Here is a 19,482-nt window from a genome sequence, read left to right on the forward strand (position 1 = left end):
TGCATGGACAAAGCAAATATAGCAAAATCTTTGGGTGAAGAATTTTTGACCTGGCTGTGGTTTAAAAGCGAAGAACAATCCGGACTGTTTACCCTGGAAGGAGAAAGCTTTGCCCTTTATTTTAGTGGCAAGGTGGTGGTGGAAGGAGGAGAAGGAGAAAGTCTGGAGAAAACCATTTGTTCAGGAGAAATGTCTGAACTGGCTGAAGCCAAACAGGGGCTTAAAAGGGGTAAAAAGGTAACCCAGGCCAAACTCAGGTTTGAACAGGATAGCTTTACCTGGCAGATGCAGGTGAAGGGAGAGGACTTTTCCTTCTCTCAACTAAAAACCCCCAAGATAGAGATGCGCCTGGAAGAAGGGGAAGGAGATGAGGGAAGGTTTTTGGAAAAGATGTATTTAATAGAAAAGTGTTTGGGCTTTTTTTGGGAACTTTATAAAGAATTTTTGGAGCTGCGTTTTAGTGAGAGGTGGAAAGAGGAAAAAAATAAAATAAGTAACTGGATAGCAAAAGAGTAGAGTTTAAAAAGGGTATGTGGTTTTTGCTACATACCCTTTTCTTTTGGTCTTACATTTCTCTTCCTAATTACCTTTCTTTCATTTCCGAGTGGAAATCTTTTTCTTCCATTTGACTTTTTAGTGGTTTTTAGTAGCACTTTAATAAGCTTTAAAGTTTTTATTATTTTTTATCTTGGGAGGCGAAGATGAAAAAATTCTATTATATCCTGGGCATATGTTTTTTAATTTTTATTGGTGGATGTGCAGAGGAAAGTGCTGGGCCTAAAAAAGCCAGGGTTTCTTCGGTTAGCCTTATTCAAGAGGATGTGGCTAAGGGCAAGCTGGATAAAGAAACAGGGCTCGTTTATCAGGTCTATGCGCTGTTTGACCAGGAAAGGCTTCCTGCTGAATATCGTTCTGAGGTGATTATACCTTCAGGCTCTTCCATTATGGTAGAGGTCAGAAGAAACTGGGATTCCCTTTCTAAAGAAACAAAGGAAAAATTAGAGCCTTTTTTCGTGGATTCCCAGGACCCCAGGTATTTTCGCCAGCAGCAGAAAAAAAGGTAGCTGGTTGGGACCAAGGTTGGCTTATGCGCAGAACCTGTCCTTTTTAGATACAGCTAATGGTAAGGTGCGTATCTGGTATGATAGAAATGACGAAGGAGAGAGGCAGCAGGTCAGCTGGATCCTGGATACTTTTAATGAAGATAGGGCCTGGGAAAAAGAAGTGGCTTTAATGGGTAGAGAAGTTAAAAGTGATAATGGGGCTGTTGGCAATGACGGTAAGCTGGATATCTACCTGGAACCTTTAAACTGCATGGGAATGGCTGTGCCTGGACCGGTTAGCAATAAAAAGACTTATGCCAAACTCATTATTAACAAAGGGCAAAATAAAAAAGAGACTCAAAATTCAGTAGTTCATGAATTGTTTCATGCCTTACAATATAATATCAATATAAATATTGGTAGTTGGTGGAAAGAATCCACTGCTACCTGGTGTGAAGATTATATTTATCCTGATTATGACATTGAGCATCATTACTTGCCTTGGTACTTTAATCACCTGGAAAAAGGGTTGAAATTTAAAAATGGTCATTTGGAATATGGCGCCTATGTTTGGCCTTTATTTTTACAACAAAATTATGGAGCTCAGATTATTGGTAAAATTTGGCAGGACTGTGAACACAAATCCTTAGAAGAAACTTGGCTGGCAAATTTAGGGGGACAGGTTGGATTTGAAAAGGCCTTTAAAAAATACTCCCTTTGGTTATACAATCAATTACCAGTACAAGAATTTCGTGATGGAAATAAACCTGGTAAATATCTCTCTGTTGTACCAGAGATAATGGATACCTATACTGCACTAGGCATAGATATAGTTGACCTCAAACATATAAATCCCTTAGGTATAACTATAGTAAGATTTTTGATTTTAGATAAAGATAAAGGAAGATCTATATATTTTAGATTTCCAATACATATTGAATATTATAATATGTTATTATGGTCTATTGTCAAGATAAAAGATAAAGAAGAAGTGGTGGAAGATTTGCAGGGAGTGTCTGAAAAGAGTTATTGTTTTGACTTAAAAGAGGAAGACTTAGAGGAAATTGTTTTTATTTTTGCTAATCCCTCTTTTGATAGGTCATTTGTAGCTGTAGATGTTTTATATGGACTCTATCCCTATGGCTGTGAGGCTAAATTGGATTTGGATATAACCTTGACCAAGGAAGGGGATGGGCAGTGGAAACATCCTGTGGCCAGTATGTGGTTAAATGCTCAGCAAAAGGAAAAGATTAATTTAAGCGTGTTGTTTACGGATCCAAAGAAGAAGGAAAAAACAAAATCTTTAAACAAACTAGTTCCTACAGGCGGATTTTCCTATAGTTTGCAGGGTGAATCTGAAGGTGGACAAAGTGTGGTAGGCGTAGCTTTAAAAGGTAGTACTCAGCTAAGTGGGTATGTTGTGGATAGATGGGAAGGAGATAGTCTGGAGAGCAAAGAAACAAAATCAACTATTACTTTAAGTGTAGAGGCAGGGCAAGAAGAACAGGCTCAGGATATGGATAAAATGCCTGAAAATGTACCTGCAGGAATGGAAGAGGAGTTTAAAAAACTACAAAATCAGCTGGAAAGTTTACAACAATTAACTACGCAGGGTTTTAACCAGGCTAAATCTTTAGGCATGAAAGTGCCAGGCAAGGATGAACTAAAGTACAAAATAAATCTTTATTTAAATGAAATGCCCTATACTTTAACTACTATTTTAGGAGATAATAAGGAAACAGAAAAGATGACGAAAAGTGTTGGCCCTGTTGAAATAGAAGATGTTGTAAAAAAAGATAAAAAGGTTATTGTTATTAATAAGCAGGGCAGATGGAGAGGTGCTTCTTTGAAAATCAATGGGGTGCTTAAGTTAAAGAAAGATGATTTATTTTTCAATTTTATCTTCTAAGTTTTGATAAAAAAGGAGGTTAAAAATATTGAAAAATAAAAATAAATAAGATAAGAGAAATATAAAACTTATTTTGCTAAAAAATGAGAAAAAACTAAAAGGCATAGATATAAAAAATAGAATAATGAGGTATATATTTATGAAGCTTTTTCTCAGGGTATTTTTTTTATGGTTCTTGCTTGGAGGCTTAATTTTAGATGTTCAGGCTGCTTCTCAGCAAAATAGTATCCACCTGGATGAAGTATTGGGTGACTGGATAAAGGAATCTGGTTATGAGGCAGATGCCATATCTTTTGACCTTGGAGAAGATGGAGGATGTGTCTTTAGGTCTTATTTAGATGGGGATTTTTATCAGATAGCAGAATGCAGGCTTGAAGGTAAAGATTTAATACTTTCTCCTTTAGGAGGTAAAAAGGAGATATATAAAAATATTACCTTAAGAAAAGAAAAGCTTGCCTTTGTAAAAGGAGAAGTTTTGGGTGAAAAACTTTGTTTTTATTATCAGGGAAAAGAAGCTAAGTTTGTAAGAGGGTATTATGGACTCAAATTTAAAGAACTGCGGCAGTTTATGCTTGCTTTGCCTCAAAAAACTGGCCTTTCCTTTGAAAATCTTAAAATAACTAGTTTTGCCTGGAATACAAAAGAAAGTGAAACCAGGATAACAGGGTATAACACGTTTGCCATTGTAGAAGATAGGTTTGTAGATAAAGTGAAAACCTATATGCTGGAAAATGGTTTTAAGGCTGATGAGAGGAATGTCTTTAAAAATACTTATGGTTATTTTAAGGGAGAAACTTCTTGCCTGGTTACAGTTAGTAAAAGCCCAGAAATTAAAGAAAATCAAGTTTATATAAATGTGGATTGTGGTATTATGGGCTTTTAAATCCTTAAGTGTTTAAGTGCGGTTGGTAAGAGTAAGGGGATTAGGTACTTTGGTCTTTTATAACTTTAACAATATGTAAGTTGAGATTGTGCAAAATGAAAGGGGGAGAACTAGCAGGAGTTATTTTAATAATTTTTGCTATTTTGTCTGGTGGACTGGCCTGGCAGTCCTATAGGATAGATGAGTTTAAGAAAAAGGGGATTGCCAGTAAGGCCCGAATACTTAGAAAATATATAAGCCATCAATCAAAGCCATGGGGTATTTGGACTATTGCAAAGAGTCCAAGATATTCCTTTATAAGGAAAACTGATTATTATTTTGATATTGGATTTTTTAAAGGTAAAAAGGAGAAAAAGACTAATTTTAAATTTGTAGAAGCATCTTTTAAAGCAAGCCAGAAGACAATTTCAGGAATAAAAAAAGGAGATTTAATTAAAATTATTTACTTGCCAGCTGATCCTTATGAAACGATTATTTCTTCAAAAGATTTTGAAGACAATTTTTATATCATGATTGATGCTTTGAAGTCTCTTTATAATAAGGATGGTAAAACAGTTGATGCTACTGTCAAGAGTATAGATAAAGATAACGGGATGGTTTCTGTAATGGTGATGCTAAGTTCTATTCCTAGTATGGGTTTTTTGGAGATGACAACAATATCAGTTGTTGAGTCTGTATATGATTCTTTTAATAAAGGAGATGAAATGGAAATATTGTATTTAGAAGATAACCCCAGGATTTCTGTTCCTAAAAAGCAACTGGAGAGTTTAATATATGTAAATCCATATATTTTAATAGCTTTGACAATTTTTTTTATTGTTTATGGGATTTATTTAATGAAAAGAGGCTAAAGATTGATAATCATTTTTAAATCCTAATGATTTCAATTTCTTTATTCTGAACAAGTTTATAGGTTTCTGGTCCAATATATGTATATTCTGCTTGCGGCCATTTTTGTACATATTCATGAATTTTATTAAATGCCTTATAAATAGCGTTTGAATAGTGTTCATTTTCAGGGAAAAGAATAGATATTTCACTGCTGTATACTTTTTTACCATTACATTGACATTTGCCAAGTTCTATAACCGGTGATTGATGAGGTAATAAATAGGATAAAGCAGGCTTGTATTTCATAGGAGTGTAAAGACCTTCAGTTAGAGGAACACTTTTGGGAATCAAATAAAACACTTCTTCTCCTGGTTTTAGTTGAAATTTTATAGGTGGTACAGCTTCCTGTTTGCCTCGGTTATAGTCTTCAGTAGTAAGAACTTTTGGTATCGCCAACAAGTCAATATCCTGTACAAATTGTAGTAAATCTTCGTAGTCTTGACCTATTGCAAAATAATTCAACCATTGCATATGTAGATACCTCTTTTAATAAAAGAAATAATAGAAAAATTTATTCCAGAGAGATGCCAGATAGTTCGATCTCTTTTTATTGCGGGCAAGTTTGTAAGTTTCAGGTGCAATATATGCCTTCCCTGCTTTAGGCCACTTTTTTATGTATCTAGCAATTCTATTATATGCATTATAAACAGGTTTTGAGTATAATTCATATAAGGGAGCACAGATATAGATACGATTTTGATATACTGTATTTTCTTCGTGGGTGGATAGCCCAAACTCTATGACGGGTGATACATGAGGCAATATATATGATTCAGAAGGGTCAATCGTAGGTTTATAAAACACCTCTACTACAGGAATATCTTTGGGAACTAAATATATAGTACCTCCCTCTGCATCTTTAAACTGTACAGGAGGTACAGCTTTCAGGTCTCCCAGGTCATATTCATCAGTGGGGACAAAGGGGGGAAGAGCTAACAACCCTGTATCCTGTGTAAATTGTAACAATGCGTTAAGTTCTTTATCTATTGCATAAAAATAAACCGCTCTTCCCATGCTTATAGTCCTCCTCTAATCAAGAATTTTTTAATTTTTAGATAGCTAAATAAATTTTAGATATCCTTTTAGCTCAGATTGAGTAAGGGCGCTTTTTTAAAAGCGCCCTTGTAAGTATAAGCAGGTTATTTTAATAGACCTGAACTTCTCCAGAAGTAGACTTTCTTTCCGGAGTTTGGTTTAGCAGTCTTTGTTGTTGTTCTAGTTTTTGCATGTCTCTTATCTTTTTGTTTATCCTTACCTTGGCTTCTATATACATGTCCTTGGAATTGGCCTTAATGGCCTTTAAATAATAGTTCCTGGCTTGAATAAGGCTGTTTAGATCCCCTCTGGCTTCATAAGCTACTCCCATATTATAGAGGGCAGGCCCGGAGTAAGGATCTTTTTCTAGGGCCATTTGCCACATTTCCATGGCTCCTTCCCAGTCTCCTTTTTTGGCCAGTTTAACTCCCTTACTTACATCACTGGAGCCGCCTGTATCCAGGGCTACTTCCATGGTGTATTTGGTGGGAGCAATTTTGGCTACCAGGCGTGTAGCAACCTTTTCAGCTAGGCTGCTTAGAGTTTCCTCTGGCGTGGGTAGGTCTTCTATGGTTTTGGCTCCAAAGAGGCAGCTTAAGGAGTCATTTCCTTCTTTGCCTCCATATTTTTGTTTGAAGCTTTCGGTAACCTGTTTGGTGGCCAGGATTTTTCTGGTTTTTAAGTCAAACACCTTAATGGAAGCAGTAAGAGAGGCAGTGCGTACAATGTAAGGGACAGGTTTTAAGACTGTACGCATAATCTCTTCTTCTACCCATTCATTTTTACCCGTAAAGATATTTTTTCTTTTTACCTTGCGATACTGGCCTGTTCCTTCCTGCATTTTGACCTGGTCTGCTCCTCTTATATCTTTAATTTGATGAATCACCTGCCCGGCAATGGCTGCATCTGCCTTAATTCCTGCAAATTCAGGCATAAATCTGGGGTCGTCCATTTGTTCCCACTGAATTTTATCCAGAGCTTCATTGTAACGAAGGTCTTGCAGGGTAAAGTGTTTAACATCATCTAATTTGGAATAAAATTCATCCCTTACCAGATCTCCATATTGCCCTCTAAAAGGCAATATGGCCAGTGTCCTTACTCCGGGCATACTGACTTCAGCTGGTTTTATGGCCGTGAGTTTCATCTTAGGTGCACAGGAAAAGACAAGAGTACTTAAAAGTAAGCCCAAAAGTATGGTTAATCCTTTTTGCATTTTAAAACCCCTTTTTAGGTTATTGTAAGTTTACTTCTCCAAAAGGATTGTTGGTCCCTGCTTTAAAGAAGAGGAAACGATTACCTTTGGCCTGTTGAGTTTCAAAGGCAATGCCTCTTTGTTGCATAGTTTGGTAGAGTTGGCGCTGGAAATCGAATTTTTTGCCTTGATAATTGACATCTACCTGGAAATTACCCGGGGATTGTTGACGTACATTGATATCTTTAACCCCTGGGATATTTTGTAAAATGTCATAAATGGTATAGGTCTCTCCTTCACTAAAGTTTCTAAACCAGATATCAAAACGAGCTCCACCGTGTACCTGGCGTTCAAAATAGGCTAAAACATCGCCCACCAGGGCTTCAGCAACAGCCTTTCCTACCTTATCTGCTGCTTGGGCTGCCATCATGTCTTCATAATAGTTGCCAGCCATTTTTGCTGTTCGTACATAAACATCTCCATGTTTTTGGGCAATAAGATCAGCAGTTGCTGGAGCTACTGCTCTTAAATCTATTTCTACCATTACGCCACCAAAATACTTACTCTGTCCACCTTGCTTTACTCCCACATGTACATCATAGACCAAGAGCAAGTCTGCTCTATACTTGAGGGCCAGAGCAGAAAGGTCGTCCATGTCTATATCAATGCGTCCAGCTTGTTCTATTTCATTATAAACATTATCTACAAACATGCGGTCTAAGACCACAAATCCTTTGCGGGCAAAGACTCCGTTGATAGCCTGCTCAGCTGCTACTACTGCCCTGGAATGTCTATAGGCACTGGATTTGGTTTGAGGTAGATAAATAGCCATGAATCTAGGATTACCCACTTGTTGTTTTAAGATTCCAATAGCCCTGAGGTCGTTTTTTATACTTTCGGTAGAAACGCTGGCTTTAATGGTTACATTATACATTTGCCCATCAGGGCTTAAGCCTTCAGAAAGGATTTGATAGTTGGTTACATAACCAGAGGCCTGGGAATAGATTTTATCGGAGATTAATTGATAGTTTTGCACCATGGTATTGGAATCAATAAGCGTACCCACTCCTTGCTCTACAGCATTGCGCAGGGCCTGACTTAAGGCTTGATTCCTGGCTTGAGCTTGATTGCCTAATAGCGGGGCCATGCCAGTGGTAATTACTTCTTTGGCTGCACTACTTGAGTTGGGGATAAAAAGTAATAATCCTAGACTAATAAGCGATAAAAAGATAAAAAATTTTCTCCTCATAACCCTTTCTCCTTTTTATAATTTTTAGTTTATTTTTTTTAGCTAAAAAATATCTTTTTGGCAATTGATTTTATTTTTAAATTTTATCCTCTTCTTTTTTTCTTTTAGGTAGTAGAGTATTAAATCAGGTTTTTAAAGTCCTTACTTTAAATTTTAGAAGCTGAGTTGGTTTTTGCAAAAAGTAGTAAATTCTAAAAGACAGCAAGAAAAGCTTGGCACTTTCAGATATTTTGGGTAAATTTTTCTCTTATAGTTTAAGAGCCTAAAAGGAGGTCTTTAGGGTGAGAATCAAGATAGGTGTATTGGGTGGAGGTAGTTGGGGTACTACTTTAGCCAATATGTTAGCTGAAAAACAAGATCTGGAAGTTGAACTCTGGGTGCGGGAGCCAGATCTGGTAGACGAGATAAAAGAGAAAAGGGAAAATAGCTGGTATTTACCAGGAATAAGGCTTAATGATAACTTAAAGGTGAGTAGTGATTTAAAAGAAGTGGTCAGATATAAAGATTATTACCTAGTAGTGGTACCTACACAGTTTATCAGGCAGACTTTAATCCAGGTAAAAGACCTTTTTCCCATGTCTCCCACAATTATTTGCGCCAGTAAGGGAATAGAAATTGCCAGTTTAAGCCCTTTATCTAAAGTGATTGAAGAAAGCCTGGCTGAAAAAAAGCCTGTATATGCCATTTTATCAGGTCCTTCTTTTGCCAAAGAAGTAAGTTTAAAATTACCCACTGCAGTTAGCCTGGGTTGCGCTAATGAGCAGATAGGCAAAAGAATTCAACGCATTTTTTCCAATAACTATTTTAGGGTCTATTATAATTCTGATTACTTGGGAGTGGAACTGGGAGGAGCTTTAAAAAATGTGATGGCCTTGGCTGCAGGGATTGCTGATGGCCTTGGTTTTGGTCATGATGCTAGAGCTGCCCTGATTACCAGAGGATTAGCTGAGATGAGCAGGTTGGGAGTAGCGCTGGGAGCCAGGGAAAGGACTTTTATGGGGCTTTCTGGTATGGGGGATCTGGTCTTAACCTGTACTGGGGATTTAAGCCGCAATCGTCAGGTGGGCTTGCGTTTGGGAAAGGGAGAAAAGTTAAAGGAGATTATTGATTCCATGCGCATGGTGGCAGAAGGGGTAAAAACCACAGAGGCAGTGTATAAGCTGGCCCAGAAAATTGGCGTGGATTTGCCCATTACCTCTCAGGTGTATGCCATCTTATATGAAGGAAAGGATCCCAGGGAAGCAGTATCTAAGTTGATGCTACGGGAATTAAAGGAAGAATAGATGGATTTCTGGAACTTCTGGCAACATCTGCCTTCTTTGGTCAGGCCTGAAATATTTCGGATTGGCAACTTTCCCCTGCGTTATTATAGCTTGATGTATGTAGTTGCCTTTTCCCTGATTTATTTTTTGGTGCGCTGGCGTTTGCAAAAAAAGGAAGTGGATTTGCCTCTTAATCTGGTGGATGATTTTTTTACCTGGGCCATTTTAGGCGCTATTCTGGGTGGTCGACTGGGCTATGTGCTTTTTTATGATTTTCCTTACTTTAGCAAGCATCCAGCCCAGATTTTTTTACCCTTTGTTTGGGAAAAGGGACACTTTATTTATACCGGCATTTCCGGGATGTCTTATCATGGTGGATTACTAGGTCTTATCCTGGTTACTTTATTTTTTTGTAAAAAGAAAAGGGTTTCTTTTTTAAAACTAAGTGATCTTTTTGTCCCGGCTGTGCCCCTGGGATATACTTTTGGGCGCCTGGGCAATTTTTTCAATGGCGAGCTTTATGGTCGTCCTACAAGTGTAAAGTGGGGCATGTATTTTCCTGCAGATCCCCTGGTGTTGCGCCACCCTTCGCAACTGTACGAAGCCCTGGGAGAAGGTGTTTTTTTGTTTCTTCTTCTCTGGTGGCTTAGAAAGAAACCTTTTCCTGCAGGTACACTGCTTGGTTTTTATCTTTTGGGGTATGGAGGGGTAAGGTTTGTTATTGAGTTTTTTAGAGAGCCAGATCCTCAACTGGGTTTGGTCTGGGGACCTTTTTCTTTAGGTCAGGTTTTTTGTCTGGGTATGGTGGGAATGGGGCTGGGTTTAAGTATTTATCTTTTACGCAGGAAAAATGTTTAAGAGAATTGTTGGCAAATTACTTTCCCTAATTTTGACTTTTTTGGGTATTACAGTGATAAGTTTTTGGGTAATACACCTGACTCCTGGCTCACCTACAGATTTACAGACCACTTTAAACCCTAAGGCAGATTCTCTGGCCAAAGAAAGACTAACCAAGCTTTATGGCCTGGATAAGCCTTTAGGAGTACAGTATCTTAACTGGCTTAAAAGGATTGTACGCCTGGATTTTGGCAATTCTTTAAGTGGAGATCATCGTCCAGTCTGGGAAAAGATAAAGGAAAGGTTGCCTGTAACCCTGGCTCTAAACTCCATTTCCCTTTTTTTGATTTTTCTTTTGGCTCTACCCATAGGGATTTTTTCAGCTGTTTATCCTGATAGCTGGTTTGATAAGAGTATGACGGTATTTGTCTTCCTGGGATTTTCCATTCCTGGCTTTTGGCTGGCGTTGCTTTTGATGTTGTGGTTGGGAATTTATTGGCCCATTTTCCCCATTTCTGGCCTTACCTCTCTTAACTTTGAACAGATGAGCTTTAGTGCTAAACTTTTAGATCTGGCCAGGCACCTGGCCTTGCCGGTGTTTATCTTTGTTTTTACTGGTCTGGCTGGTCTATCCAGGTATATGCGAGCCAGTTTGCTGGAGATTTTGGGGCAGGATTTTATTTTACTGGCCAGGGCTAAGGGGCTTTCCTACTGGCAGGTGGTTTTTAAACACGGTTTAAAAAATGCCCTTTTACCCGTGGTAACCCTTTTGGGCCTTTCTATCCCTGGGCTTATTGGAGGAAGTGTAATTATTGAATCCATTTTTGCCCTGCCTGGTTTGGGACAGCTTTTTTATCAGGCAGTAATGGCCAGGGACTATCCTCTTATTTTGGGAAACCTGGTTTTGGGTGCTTTGCTTACCTTACTGGGAAATTTGCTGGCTGATATCGGTTATATGTTGGTAGACCCGCGGACTAGAAGGTAAGAGATGAAAAGGACCAAAATTTTTCTTTTTCTGGGGCTTATTCTGGTTTTGTTTTCCACGGCTCTGGCCCTGTTTGCGCCTTACTTAGCCCCCTATGACCCTTTTCAAATCAATGTAGACCAGTTATTGCAACCGCCGTCCTGGGAGCACCTTCTGGGTACAGATGCTCTGGGCAGGGATGTGTTTTCTCGCCTGGTTTATGGGGCCAGGGTGTCCTTGTGGGTGGGTTTTGTGGCTGTGGGTATTTCTGTGGGTATTGGCGTTGTTTTGGGACTTTTAGCTGGTTATTTGGGCGGATGGGTAGATGAAATAATTATGCGCTTTGTGGATATAATGCTTTGTTTTCCTTCTTTTTTTCTTATTTTAGCGGTGATTGCCTTTTTAGAACCCAGTCTGTTCAATATTATGGTGGTCATAGGCCTTACTTCCTGGATGGGAGTGGCCAGACTCATGCGGGCAGAAACCCTTAGTTTAAGGAAAAGGGAGTTTGTCCTGGCTGCTTATTTAAATGGAGCTTCCTTGCTCCGAATTTTATTCGTCCATATTTTCCCCAACGGCATTGCCCCTATTTTAGTATCTGCTACCCTGGGCGTGGCCTCAGCTATTTTAGTGGAAGCAGGTCTGAGTTTTTTGGGAATTGGAGTTCAACCCCCTATACCCAGCTGGGGCAATATGCTTATGGAAGGAAAGGGAGTTTTGGAAATTGCGCCCTGGCTTTCTATTTTCCCCGGACTTATGATTTTACTTACTGTCCTTGGGTATAATCTTTTGGGTGAGGCCCTGAGAGATATTTTAGACCCTAGAAAAAAAGAAAATAAATGAGAATTCTAACTATCAATTCCACTCTTGCGCCCTATTTCCCGGATACTTGCCAGGTAAAGAACTTAGATTTGTCTGGTGGCATTGTGGATTTGAGCAAAATAAGAGACGTTAAAGAGTTTAATCCTGATTTAATTTTTCAACAGGAAAATTTAGGCCCCAGAACCCTATTGTTTGGACTTAGTGAATTTTATTGTAAAAAAGTTTTTTGGTCCATTGATACCCATTTAAACTTTTTTTGGCATAAAATTTACGGCAAAAATTTTGACCTCTTATTAACTACCCAGCCTTCCTTTGTATCCCTTTTTAAGAAAGAAAATATTAGCAGTGATTGTTTGATGTGGTATGGCTTACCTCTTAACTGGAATGCCTGGGAAAGTAGAAAACATAGTATTGGTTTTGCAGGAAGAGTAAATGAGTATCGTACCCTGCGTAAGGTCTTGGTGGATTTTTTAAAAAAAGAATTTAGTTCTCATTTTGTGCATCAGGAACTTCCCTTTACACAAATGCTAAATTTTTACCAGCAGACTAAAATAGTGGTTAATGAAGCCATAGCTGGAGAGATAAATTTTAGAACCTTTGAAGCCCTTTCCTGTGGATGCTTGTTGTTTTCACCAGGTTTAAAGGAAGATTTAAGAGAGTTTTTTGAACCTGAAAAAGAATATGTAGAATATAGAGATGGGTTAGAATTAAAAGAAAAATTACATTATTTTTTAAATCACCCGCAGGAAGCCAGCCTAATTGCTAGAAGAGGGTGGGAAAAGTTAAGGGCAAACCACCTGGCTCCAGCCAGGGTGCAAAAACTACTTGCTCTTACTCAAAATTTGGAAGTGAAGAAAACTTTAGCAGTAGAAGAAAAGTCAAGGGTGATAGCTAGTTTTTTCCTTTTAAAAGAGAACAATAACTTTCCTGAAGAAGACAAAGATTTAGAAAATATCTTGCTGGCAGGTTATAAAAATGCGCAAATATATTGCTGCCTTTTAGAACTAAATTTGCAGTATAGAAACAAGCTGGAAGAAATATTGTATTATTTACTTAAAAAAGGCTTATATGAGGAGAATTGGGAACTAAATCTTTGTGCCTCTTTTGCTGCCTTGTTCTGGAAAAATCGTGAACTGGCTAGAAAGTTTATAGTTAGATATGTAAAAAGCAATTCTTTGTATAAGGATATTCCTAAAAAGATTAGAGACATGATTTTATTTTGGGCTAAAGAGCTCATTAGAAGAAAACAAAAATTTAGAATTGGTTTTTTATTTGACCCCAATAAACACCTTCCTCGTTCTGCAGCAGAGTGTTTGTATCTTTTGCTTTTAAACAATCCTGCAGATGAAGAGGCTTTAAAATTATTAAAAACTCTTTTAAGAGAACAAAAGGGAGTAGAAGATAAGTTGCTGCAGCTGGAAAGCCAGTTAAGTTTGCTGCATCCAGAGGACTGGCGCCTGGGATTGGATTTGGCTGAGACCAACTTGAAAAATTTTAGAATCCAGGAGGCCAGGGAAGAGTTTCTTTTGGCCTGGCAAAAGGCCAGGGAACAGAAAAAGGAGCAAGAGTTTTGGTTGAGAGTAAAAGGTAAAAGGGGTATTGCCAGATTGGTCCCAGGAGGAAGATATGCTTGAGTTGTTGAGGATAAAAAACTTTGCTCTCATTGAAGACCTGGAGTTGGAGTTTCATTCTGGCTTAAATGTTTTTACGGGTGAGACAGGGGCGGGCAAGTCCCTGGTGGTAAATGCCATAAGCGGTCTTTTGGGAGGCAATTGGCAGCACAAAGAGGTGCGTTTGGGGGCTGAAAAGGCCTGGTTAGAAGGTGTGTTTGTCCTGGAAGAAGAGGAATATATTTTACGCCGGGAATACTTACCCAAAAGAAGCCGTTTTTATATAAATGACCAACTGGTTTCCAGTGTTAAAATAGAAGAACTTAGTAAAAAATTTTTACTTTCAGCTACGCAACATGCCCAACAAAAACTTTTAAAACCTGGCTTTGCCACAACTCTGGTAGATTCCTTTTTAGGTGAAGAGATTCTGGCTAAAAAGGAAAGGTTGCTCAAAAAATTAGAAGCAATAAAAGAGGAAAAGGAAACTATTTTAAATAAAATAAAAGAACTGGAGCAAAAAAAAGACTACTTAGAGTATCAAAAAGAGGAAATAGAAAAGGTAAATCCTTTGCCTGGAGAAGAAGAGGAACTTTTGGCCAGAATAGAACAAATTAAAAAAGAAAAAAACATCCAGGAAAAGGTAGAATTTTTACTCTCTTTACTGGGAGAAGGCAATTTATATAAAGAATTTAAGGCAGTGCTTGAGGCTTTAGGGGAGCTATCTAATCTGGATGAATTTGCTCCTGACCTGGAAAAGGCCCAGGATTTTTTTTATTTTCTGGAAGAACTGGAATTAAAATTAAGAAAACTGGAATTGGTGCCCTTAAGTGAGATAGATAAGATAGAGGCCAGACTGTATGAGCTGGCTTCTTTAAAGCGTAAGTTTAAAGGCTCTTTACAGGATATTTTAGCTTTAAAAAGCGAGATAGAGAAAAACCTGTCTTTTTTAGATGAGAGTAAGTTGCTTTTAAAAGAACTGGAGCTTAGAGAGGAAGAGGTCAAGCAAGAACTTGCCAGAGTACTTACTCAGATTAATGAACTCAGGTTGAACAAATCCCGGGAAATAAAAGCCATTTTAGAAAAAGAACTCAAGGAATTAGGGTTTTCTGCTGAACTTAGTTTGTATTTTGCCCGGGACTCTTATTTTTGGTTTGGCGAGCTGGAAGAGGTAAGGTTGAAATTGCTCTGGCAACCCAACCCCGGGCAAGAACCCAGACCTTTAAATCAAATTGCCTCTGGTGGAGAACTTTCCAGACTTTTACTGGTGATAATGATTTTACAGGGAGGCGAGAAGGGTACACTTATTTTTGATGAAGTGGATACGGGAATTGGTGGCCTTACTTTAGTTAAAGTAGGAGAAAAGATAAAATTATTAGCCAGCACCCAGCAAATTATCTTAATTACACACTGGCCTCAGTTGGCTGTTCTGGCAGATAGGCACTTTAAAGTGGAGAAAAAGATAGAGGAAAATACAACCAGGATTGGTTGTCAGCTACTTAAGCAGGAAGAGGAGATAAAAAAGGAATTAGCTCGAATGGCTGGAGGTGGTAAAGAAGGCGAGTTGCTGGCCTTAAATTTATGGCAAAAGAGGAAAAGATGATTCAAGAAGGTTTGTTGTGTAAAGAATTAGAGGTGTTGGAAGTTAGACCAATCCCGGGCTCTCCAGTAGCCCATTTGTTTTTAGAGCCCTTAAATTTGCCCTTTACGCCAGGGCAGTTTGTAATGCTCAGGCCCAAGTTGTGGGGATATGACCCCTTATGGCCTAGGCCTTTTTCCATTTGCGACCTTAACTCTGAGTATTTGCAGATATTTTTTCAGGTAGTGGGAAAAGGGACCAATTTGCTTCTGGCCTTGCGACCAGGAGACAAGGTCACCTGCTGGGGGCCCCTGGGACAGGGATTTCCTGTGGCTGATAGGGCCTTACTTCTTTGTGGAGGAATGGGCATTGCTCCTTTTATTGCCCTTTGTAAACAGCATCCTCACCCAGAAAGGTTGAAACTCCTCTTTGGTCATAGGCTTCCCCTGGAGGTTTATCCCTGGCAGGATATTTCAGATAAGGTAGAAAAAAGGGCCTCGAGGCAGGAAAGTGAAGAAGAACTGCTTTTATTTGAAGAAGAGCTAAGGGAGAGTATCTGGCAGTATGCTGGCAAGGGTAAAATTTTTGCCTGTGGGCCACATCCCTTTTTAAAGGTAGTGCATAAATATTTAATGGAGAGTAAAGCCCAAGGATATCTTTCTTTAGAAAATAGAATGGCTTGTGGTGTGGGAGCCTGTCTTGGCTGTGTGGCTAAGACCAGGCAGGGGTTGGTTCAGACCTGTACAAAGGGTCCGGTATTTAAAGCAGAGGAGTTGGAGTTGTAATGAGCGTTGATTTAAGAGTAAACTTAAGTAGTTTAAACCTGAAAAATCCCCTTATTTCTGCCTCAGGAACCTTTGGTTATGGCCTGGAGTTTGCTCCTTATGGAGACTTGAAAACCTTGGGAGGGATTATAGTAAAAGGCATTTCCCTTAAACCCAGGGAAGGCAATCCCCCACCTAGGATTGTGGAGACTCCCTGTGGCATGCTCAATGCCATAGGTTTGCAGAATATAGGCGTGGAAAAGTTTCTGGAAGAAAAGCTACCTTTGCTCCCTGAAGAAACCCCAGTAATTGTCAATATGTATGCCCAGAGTGGGGAAGAGTTTGTGGAATTGGCCAGGATTTTAGATAAAGCAGAAAAGGTGGCTGCTTTAGAGTTAAACATTTCTTGCCCCAATGTAAAAAAAGGTGGGGTTTTGTTTGGCCAGAATCCCTTACTGGCAGCAGAGCTTACCCGGGCAGTAAAAAAGGTCGTTAGCAAGCCAGTAATGGTAAAATTAAGCCCCAATGTTACTGACATTAAAGAAATTGCTTTGGCTGTGGAAGAAGCTGGAGCAGATGTGATTTCTCTAATCAACACCCTGGGAGGTATGGCGGTGGATATCTATCGCCGTAAACCCTGTTTAAAAAATGTCTTTGGCGGGCTTTCGGGCCCGGCGATTAAACCTGTGGCCTTAAAGATGGTCTATGAAGTTTGCCGGGTGGTTTCCGTTCCTGTAGTGGGGATTGGAGGTATAAGCAAGGTAGAGGATGTCCTGGAGTTTATGCTGGTAGGAGCAAGTGCTGTGCAGGTGGGTACGGCCAATTTTATGCGGCCAGATACTCTGTTTAGATTGGTGGAAGAATTGCCCTTAAAAATGAAGAAATTGGGGATTAAATCTTTTCAGGAATGGATAGGTAAGCTGGAAGTTTAGATTTTGCCCCACAGATAAAGGGTCTTGTAGGTTAGAAAAAATCCCTTTTCTGCCTGAAAGTGCTTAGCATAAAAGTGAAAAAACTTTTTTAGCCGAGAAGGAGAGACCGCCTTTTTGTCTGGGGTGTAAGAAGTGCCTGTGTTTTTTAAGTGATAGAGAATATCCTTTACACCTGGAAAATAGATTTTGCTTTCTTCTTCCTGGGCAGAAAATTTTATCTTTGCCTGAGTAAGAAAGTCTAAAAAAGGTTTGCTTGCGGGCAAGGGATAAACAGAGCCAAAACCGCTTTCCTGACTGGCTTTGGCTATCTCCTTTAAAGTCCCTTGCACAAAAAAGGCAAAGGAAAAAAATCCTCCTTTTTTCAACAACCCCAGGGTGTTGAGCAAGGCCCTTGGTCCTTCTTCATACCACTGAAAAGTAGAAGCACTAAGTACCAGGTCAAAGGAAGCTCTTTTAAAGGGCAAATGCTCCCCATCTGCCAGGATTTTTATACCCAGAGGGCAGAGTTTTAGCATTTCTTTTGCTAAGTCTAAAACAACAAGCTGAGAATACTTAATTTTTTGAGGTATAAGGCAGGTTAAAATCCCTCCCCCTGCCCCTATTTCTAAGACCAGGGGATAGTTTCCTGGAGGTACAACCTCAAGGCACTTTTGGGCCACCTGGGCCTGAATTTTAACCTCCTGGGGGTATTTATGGGCCTGGCGGTTAAAAGCAGCAGCAATTTGTTTTTTCTTCAAGTACATGGAGGAGTTGTTCTTGCGGTAAAAAGTGTCCCTGGTCAAGCAAAATCACCTCTCCCTGGCCTAGTTCAAGTTCAGCAGCTAGCCTGGTTATTTCCTCTGCTGAAATGAGTTTGTCCCTTTGACCATAGAGTAAATATAGGTGCTTTATGTTCTGGGGTTTAGAAAGCTCTGTTAGTCTGGAGGTTAATAAAAAATTAAGCCCTTTTGCTAAGTTCTCTACCTGGCTGGGGGTGGGTGAAAAGTTTAAATTCACGCCAATGCGCTTATAAAACTTGTGTAAAGTAAAAGAGGGGTTTTGGAGAAGATTTTGCTTTGTTTTTTGAAGCCAGAGAGGAGAGATATGTTGGCTAAAGTCTTTAAAGGGTGCAATTAAAAAAAGGTACTCACTCTTGATTGCTTTTAAGTATTTTAAACACAGATGTGCCCCTGTGGACCAGGCAATCAGGAGGTGGAACTGGTTCTGTTGGAAGAATTGAGGAAAATCCCGGGGCCAGAGGTCTTCAAAAGGCACTACAAAGTTTCCCTTCTGGCTGATTAAAGGATAGAGGTTGGGCCAACCAGCCCAACCAGAGATAAAAGTTAACATAGTACTTTTTTTAATTCCTTAAAGGCTTCCTGGATTTGCTCCATTTCCCTGTCCTGCAAGTCTAAACGCAAACTAATCCTCAACCGGGAGGTGTTTTCTGGCACAGTGGGAGGCCTTATGGCCGGGACAAAAATATTTTTTTCTTCCAAGAATTTTTGGGCCCTCAGGGTTTTTTCCGGGTCTTTGAGGATAACAGGAATAATCTGGGTGGAAGAATTACCTGTATCAAAACCAAGTTCTTGCAAAAATCTTCTTAAGTTATGGGCTAGACTAAGTAACTTTTCTCCCAGCCCGGGATTTTGTTCCAAAAGGTTTAGTACTGCCAGATTGGCGCCAATTACTGCTGGAGGCAAAAAAGTAGAGTAGATAAAGGACCTGGCTTTGTTGATTAAAAAGGAGACAATGGGCTTAGAGGCACAAACATACCCTCCCAGAGAAGCCAGAGCCTTGCTAAAGGTACCCATGTGAATATCCACTTCTTGCTCTAATTTTAGGTGGTGAGCCAGCCCCCTTCCCCTGCCAAAAATGCCTGTAGCATGGGCTTCGTCTAACATAAGCAGGGCAGCATACTCTTTTTTTAACTGAACCAGAGTGTTTAAAGGAGCTATGTCTCCATCCATACTAAAAATACTATCGCTTACAATGATTTTACGCGGGTGGTCTTTGTATTTTTCCAGGGACCAGGCAAGATGCTCCATATCCAGATGTCTATAGCGCACCAATTTAGCTCTAGAAAGGAGTATGCCATCAACAATGCTGGCGTGATTTAGTTTGTCGCTAAAAACAATGGTCCTGGAATCGGCTAAACTGCTTAAAATGCCTAGATTGGCAGTATAACCAGAGGTAAAGATAAGGCTTTTTTCTGTTTTTTTGAATCTGGCCAGAGTGTTTTCCAGTTCTAAAACTTCCTGAAATCTTCCACTTACCAGAGGAGAAGCTCCAGCAGTGGTGCCGTAAGTGTCCAGTAATTCCTGGCTTTTTTGCTTTAAAAGGGGGTGTTTGTGCAGGCCCAGGTAATTGTTGGAAGCCAGATTGAGAAGTTTTTTATTTTGTATTTGCAGGTATAAGTCCTGTCCCTGCTTAAAGTCCTTTAGCTCTCTAAAGAGGTTGGCTTTTTTTTGCTTTTCTAGTATGTCTTGGAAATAGTTTAACCAATTTTTAGTCATAATTTTTTAGGAGTGATA

The 19,482-nt window shown here is 39.4% G+C and carries 20 protein-coding genes; 13 read left to right on the forward strand and 7 right to left on the reverse strand.

Features of this window, described 5'->3' with window-relative positions; all coding sequences use genetic code 11:
• The first annotated feature begins 3 nt into the window (after positions 1-3).
• The 5 genes from ACTCIM_RS09360 to ACTCIM_RS09380 all read left to right on the forward strand — a co-directional run bounded on the left by ACTCIM_RS09360 (position 4) and on the right by ACTCIM_RS09380 (position 4,686).
• Positions 4-516 carry a hypothetical protein gene (locus ACTCIM_RS09360; RefSeq protein ID WP_464279155.1) on the forward strand — a complete coding sequence of 171 codons (513 nt, stop codon included), beginning with the start codon at positions 4-6 and terminating at the stop codon, positions 514-516.
• A gap of 185 nt (positions 517-701) precedes the next feature.
• Complete coding sequence (locus tag ACTCIM_RS09365; protein ID WP_472315212.1) at positions 702-1,064, forward strand: hypothetical protein; 363 nt, start codon at positions 702-704, stop codon at positions 1,062-1,064.
• 16 nt (positions 1,065-1,080) lie between these two features.
• Positions 1,081-2,952: a DUF6055 domain-containing protein gene (locus tag ACTCIM_RS09370; protein ID WP_472315214.1), complete on the forward strand. Its 1,872-nt coding sequence runs from the start codon at positions 1,081-1,083 to the stop codon at positions 2,950-2,952.
• Positions 2,953-3,091: 139 nt separating this feature from the next.
• Entirely contained in the window at positions 3,092-3,835 is a 744-nt protein-coding gene (locus ACTCIM_RS09375) for a hypothetical protein (RefSeq protein WP_464279158.1), read from the forward strand.
• 95 nt (positions 3,836-3,930) lie between these two features.
• Positions 3,931-4,686, forward strand: a complete 756-nt coding sequence (locus tag ACTCIM_RS09380; RefSeq protein WP_472315217.1) for a hypothetical protein — start codon at positions 3,931-3,933, stop codon at positions 4,684-4,686.
• Between the two features lie 16 nt (positions 4,687-4,702).
• Here ACTCIM_RS09380 and ACTCIM_RS09385 read toward each other — a convergent pair whose 3' ends face one another.
• The 4 genes from ACTCIM_RS09385 to ACTCIM_RS09400 form a co-directional block, all read right to left on the reverse strand.
• Entirely contained in the window at positions 4,703-5,197 is a 495-nt protein-coding gene (locus tag ACTCIM_RS09385; RefSeq protein ID WP_472315219.1) for a hypothetical protein, read from the reverse strand.
• 15 nt (positions 5,198-5,212) lie between these two features.
• Positions 5,213-5,740, reverse strand: a complete 528-nt coding sequence (locus ACTCIM_RS09390) for a hypothetical protein (protein WP_472315222.1) — start codon at positions 5,738-5,740, stop codon at positions 5,213-5,215.
• 130 nt (positions 5,741-5,870) lie between these two features.
• Positions 5,871-6,974 (reverse strand): DUF6340 family protein, encoded by a 1,104-nt coding sequence (locus tag ACTCIM_RS09395; RefSeq protein WP_472315226.1) that lies wholly within the window; start codon positions 6,972-6,974, stop codon positions 5,871-5,873.
• A gap of 19 nt (positions 6,975-6,993) precedes the next feature.
• Complete coding sequence (locus ACTCIM_RS09400) at positions 6,994-8,202, reverse strand: flagellar assembly protein T N-terminal domain-containing protein (protein ID WP_472315229.1); 1,209 nt, start codon at positions 8,200-8,202, stop codon at positions 6,994-6,996.
• A gap of 287 nt (positions 8,203-8,489) precedes the next feature.
• Here ACTCIM_RS09400 and ACTCIM_RS09405 point away from each other — a divergent pair, with 287 nt between their 5' ends.
• From ACTCIM_RS09405 to ACTCIM_RS09440, 8 genes are read left to right on the forward strand one after another with little or no spacing between them, the layout of a single operon-like run.
• The gene (locus tag ACTCIM_RS09405) at positions 8,490-9,485 is read left to right on the forward strand and encodes an NAD(P)H-dependent glycerol-3-phosphate dehydrogenase (protein ID WP_472315320.1); all 996 of its coding nucleotides are present in this window, start codon (positions 8,490-8,492) and stop codon (positions 9,483-9,485) included.
• Positions 9,486-10,322, forward strand: coding sequence for a prolipoprotein diacylglyceryl transferase (gene lgt / locus ACTCIM_RS09410; protein WP_472315231.1), 837 nt, complete (start codon positions 9,486-9,488; stop codon positions 10,320-10,322).
• A complete protein-coding gene (locus ACTCIM_RS09415; protein ID WP_029968627.1) occupies positions 10,315-11,286 on the forward strand; it encodes an ABC transporter permease in 972 nt (323 codons plus the stop codon). Before lgt ends, ACTCIM_RS09415 begins: the two co-directional genes overlap by 8 nt.
• A gap of 3 nt (positions 11,287-11,289) precedes the next feature.
• Positions 11,290-12,108, forward strand: a complete 819-nt coding sequence (locus tag ACTCIM_RS09420; RefSeq protein WP_029968618.1) for an ABC transporter permease subunit — start codon at positions 11,290-11,292, stop codon at positions 12,106-12,108.
• Positions 12,105-13,721: a glycosyltransferase family protein gene (locus ACTCIM_RS09425; protein WP_472315233.1), complete on the forward strand. Its 1,617-nt coding sequence runs from the start codon at positions 12,105-12,107 to the stop codon at positions 13,719-13,721. The genes ACTCIM_RS09420 and ACTCIM_RS09425 overlap by 4 nt, the downstream gene beginning before the upstream one ends.
• Positions 13,714-15,297 carry an AAA family ATPase gene (locus ACTCIM_RS09430; RefSeq protein ID WP_472315235.1) on the forward strand — a complete coding sequence of 528 codons (1,584 nt, stop codon included), beginning with the start codon at positions 13,714-13,716 and terminating at the stop codon, positions 15,295-15,297. The genes ACTCIM_RS09425 and ACTCIM_RS09430 overlap by 8 nt, the downstream gene beginning before the upstream one ends.
• Positions 15,294-16,058: an iron-sulfur cluster-binding protein gene (locus tag ACTCIM_RS09435; RefSeq protein WP_029968611.1), complete on the forward strand. Its 765-nt coding sequence runs from the start codon at positions 15,294-15,296 to the stop codon at positions 16,056-16,058. Before ACTCIM_RS09430 ends, ACTCIM_RS09435 begins: the two co-directional genes overlap by 4 nt.
• Positions 16,058-16,969: a dihydroorotate dehydrogenase gene (locus ACTCIM_RS09440; RefSeq protein WP_029968610.1), complete on the forward strand. Its 912-nt coding sequence runs from the start codon at positions 16,058-16,060 to the stop codon at positions 16,967-16,969. Before ACTCIM_RS09435 ends, ACTCIM_RS09440 begins: the two co-directional genes overlap by 1 nt.
• Here the strand turns inward: ACTCIM_RS09440 and ACTCIM_RS09445 are convergent.
• Genes ACTCIM_RS09445 through bioF form a run of 3 tightly spaced genes read right to left on the reverse strand, consistent with a single transcriptional unit; the run spans position 16,966 to position 19,464 of the window.
• A complete protein-coding gene (locus ACTCIM_RS09445) occupies positions 16,966-17,712 on the reverse strand; it encodes a methyltransferase domain-containing protein (protein WP_472315238.1) in 747 nt (248 codons plus the stop codon). The genes ACTCIM_RS09440 and ACTCIM_RS09445 overlap by 4 nt on opposite strands.
• On the reverse strand, positions 17,675-18,298 hold the full coding sequence (locus tag ACTCIM_RS09450; RefSeq protein WP_029968604.1) for a hypothetical protein: 624 nt from the start codon (positions 18,296-18,298) through the stop codon (positions 17,675-17,677). The genes ACTCIM_RS09445 and ACTCIM_RS09450 overlap by 38 nt, the downstream gene beginning before the upstream one ends.
• Positions 18,292-19,464: an 8-amino-7-oxononanoate synthase gene (bioF, locus tag ACTCIM_RS09455; protein WP_035260482.1), complete on the reverse strand. Its 1,173-nt coding sequence runs from the start codon at positions 19,462-19,464 to the stop codon at positions 18,292-18,294. Before bioF ends, ACTCIM_RS09450 begins: the two co-directional genes overlap by 7 nt.
• Positions 19,465-19,482 lie beyond the last annotated feature (18 nt).

This window comes from Desulfonauticus sp. (genome assembly GCF_055126295.1).

Excerpts from the sequence above, each read along its gene's own strand:
- ACTCIM_RS09425 (WP_472315233.1), top strand. The coding sequence starts at position 12,105 with ATGAGAATTCTAACTATCAATTCCACTCTTGCGCCCTATTTCCCGGAT.
- ACTCIM_RS09375 (WP_464279158.1), top strand. The coding sequence starts at position 3,092 with ATGAAGCTTTTTCTCAGGGTATTTTTTTTATGGTTCTTGCTTGGAGGC.
- ACTCIM_RS09415 (WP_029968627.1), top strand. The coding sequence starts at position 10,315 with ATGTTTAAGAGAATTGTTGGCAAATTACTTTCCCTAATTTTGACTTTT.
- ACTCIM_RS09365 (WP_472315212.1), top strand. The coding sequence starts at position 702 with ATGAAAAAATTCTATTATATCCTGGGCATATGTTTTTTAATTTTTATT.
- ACTCIM_RS09400 (WP_472315229.1), bottom strand. The coding sequence starts at position 8,202 with ATGAGGAGAAAATTTTTTATCTTTTTATCGCTTATTAGTCTAGGATTA.
- lgt (WP_472315231.1), top strand. The coding sequence starts at position 9,486 with ATGGATTTCTGGAACTTCTGGCAACATCTGCCTTCTTTGGTCAGGCCT.
- ACTCIM_RS09420 (WP_029968618.1), top strand. The coding sequence starts at position 11,290 with ATGAAAAGGACCAAAATTTTTCTTTTTCTGGGGCTTATTCTGGTTTTG.
- ACTCIM_RS09440 (WP_029968610.1), top strand. The coding sequence starts at position 16,058 with ATGAGCGTTGATTTAAGAGTAAACTTAAGTAGTTTAAACCTGAAAAAT.
- ACTCIM_RS09360 (WP_464279155.1), top strand. The coding sequence starts at position 4 with ATGGACAAAGCAAATATAGCAAAATCTTTGGGTGAAGAATTTTTGACC.
- ACTCIM_RS09450 (WP_029968604.1), bottom strand. The coding sequence starts at position 18,298 with ATGTTAACTTTTATCTCTGGTTGGGCTGGTTGGCCCAACCTCTATCCT.
- ACTCIM_RS09390 (WP_472315222.1), bottom strand. The coding sequence starts at position 5,740 with ATGGGAAGAGCGGTTTATTTTTATGCAATAGATAAAGAACTTAACGCA.
- ACTCIM_RS09445 (WP_472315238.1), bottom strand. The coding sequence starts at position 17,712 with ATGTACTTGAAGAAAAAACAAATTGCTGCTGCTTTTAACCGCCAGGCC.
- ACTCIM_RS09430 (WP_472315235.1), top strand. The coding sequence starts at position 13,714 with ATGCTTGAGTTGTTGAGGATAAAAAACTTTGCTCTCATTGAAGACCTG.
- ACTCIM_RS09395 (WP_472315226.1), bottom strand. The coding sequence starts at position 6,974 with ATGCAAAAAGGATTAACCATACTTTTGGGCTTACTTTTAAGTACTCTT.
- ACTCIM_RS09435 (WP_029968611.1), top strand. The coding sequence starts at position 15,294 with ATGATTCAAGAAGGTTTGTTGTGTAAAGAATTAGAGGTGTTGGAAGTT.
- ACTCIM_RS09380 (WP_472315217.1), top strand. The coding sequence starts at position 3,931 with ATGAAAGGGGGAGAACTAGCAGGAGTTATTTTAATAATTTTTGCTATT.
- bioF (WP_035260482.1), bottom strand. The coding sequence starts at position 19,464 with ATGACTAAAAATTGGTTAAACTATTTCCAAGACATACTAGAAAAGCAA.
- ACTCIM_RS09385 (WP_472315219.1), bottom strand. The coding sequence starts at position 5,197 with ATGCAATGGTTGAATTATTTTGCAATAGGTCAAGACTACGAAGATTTA.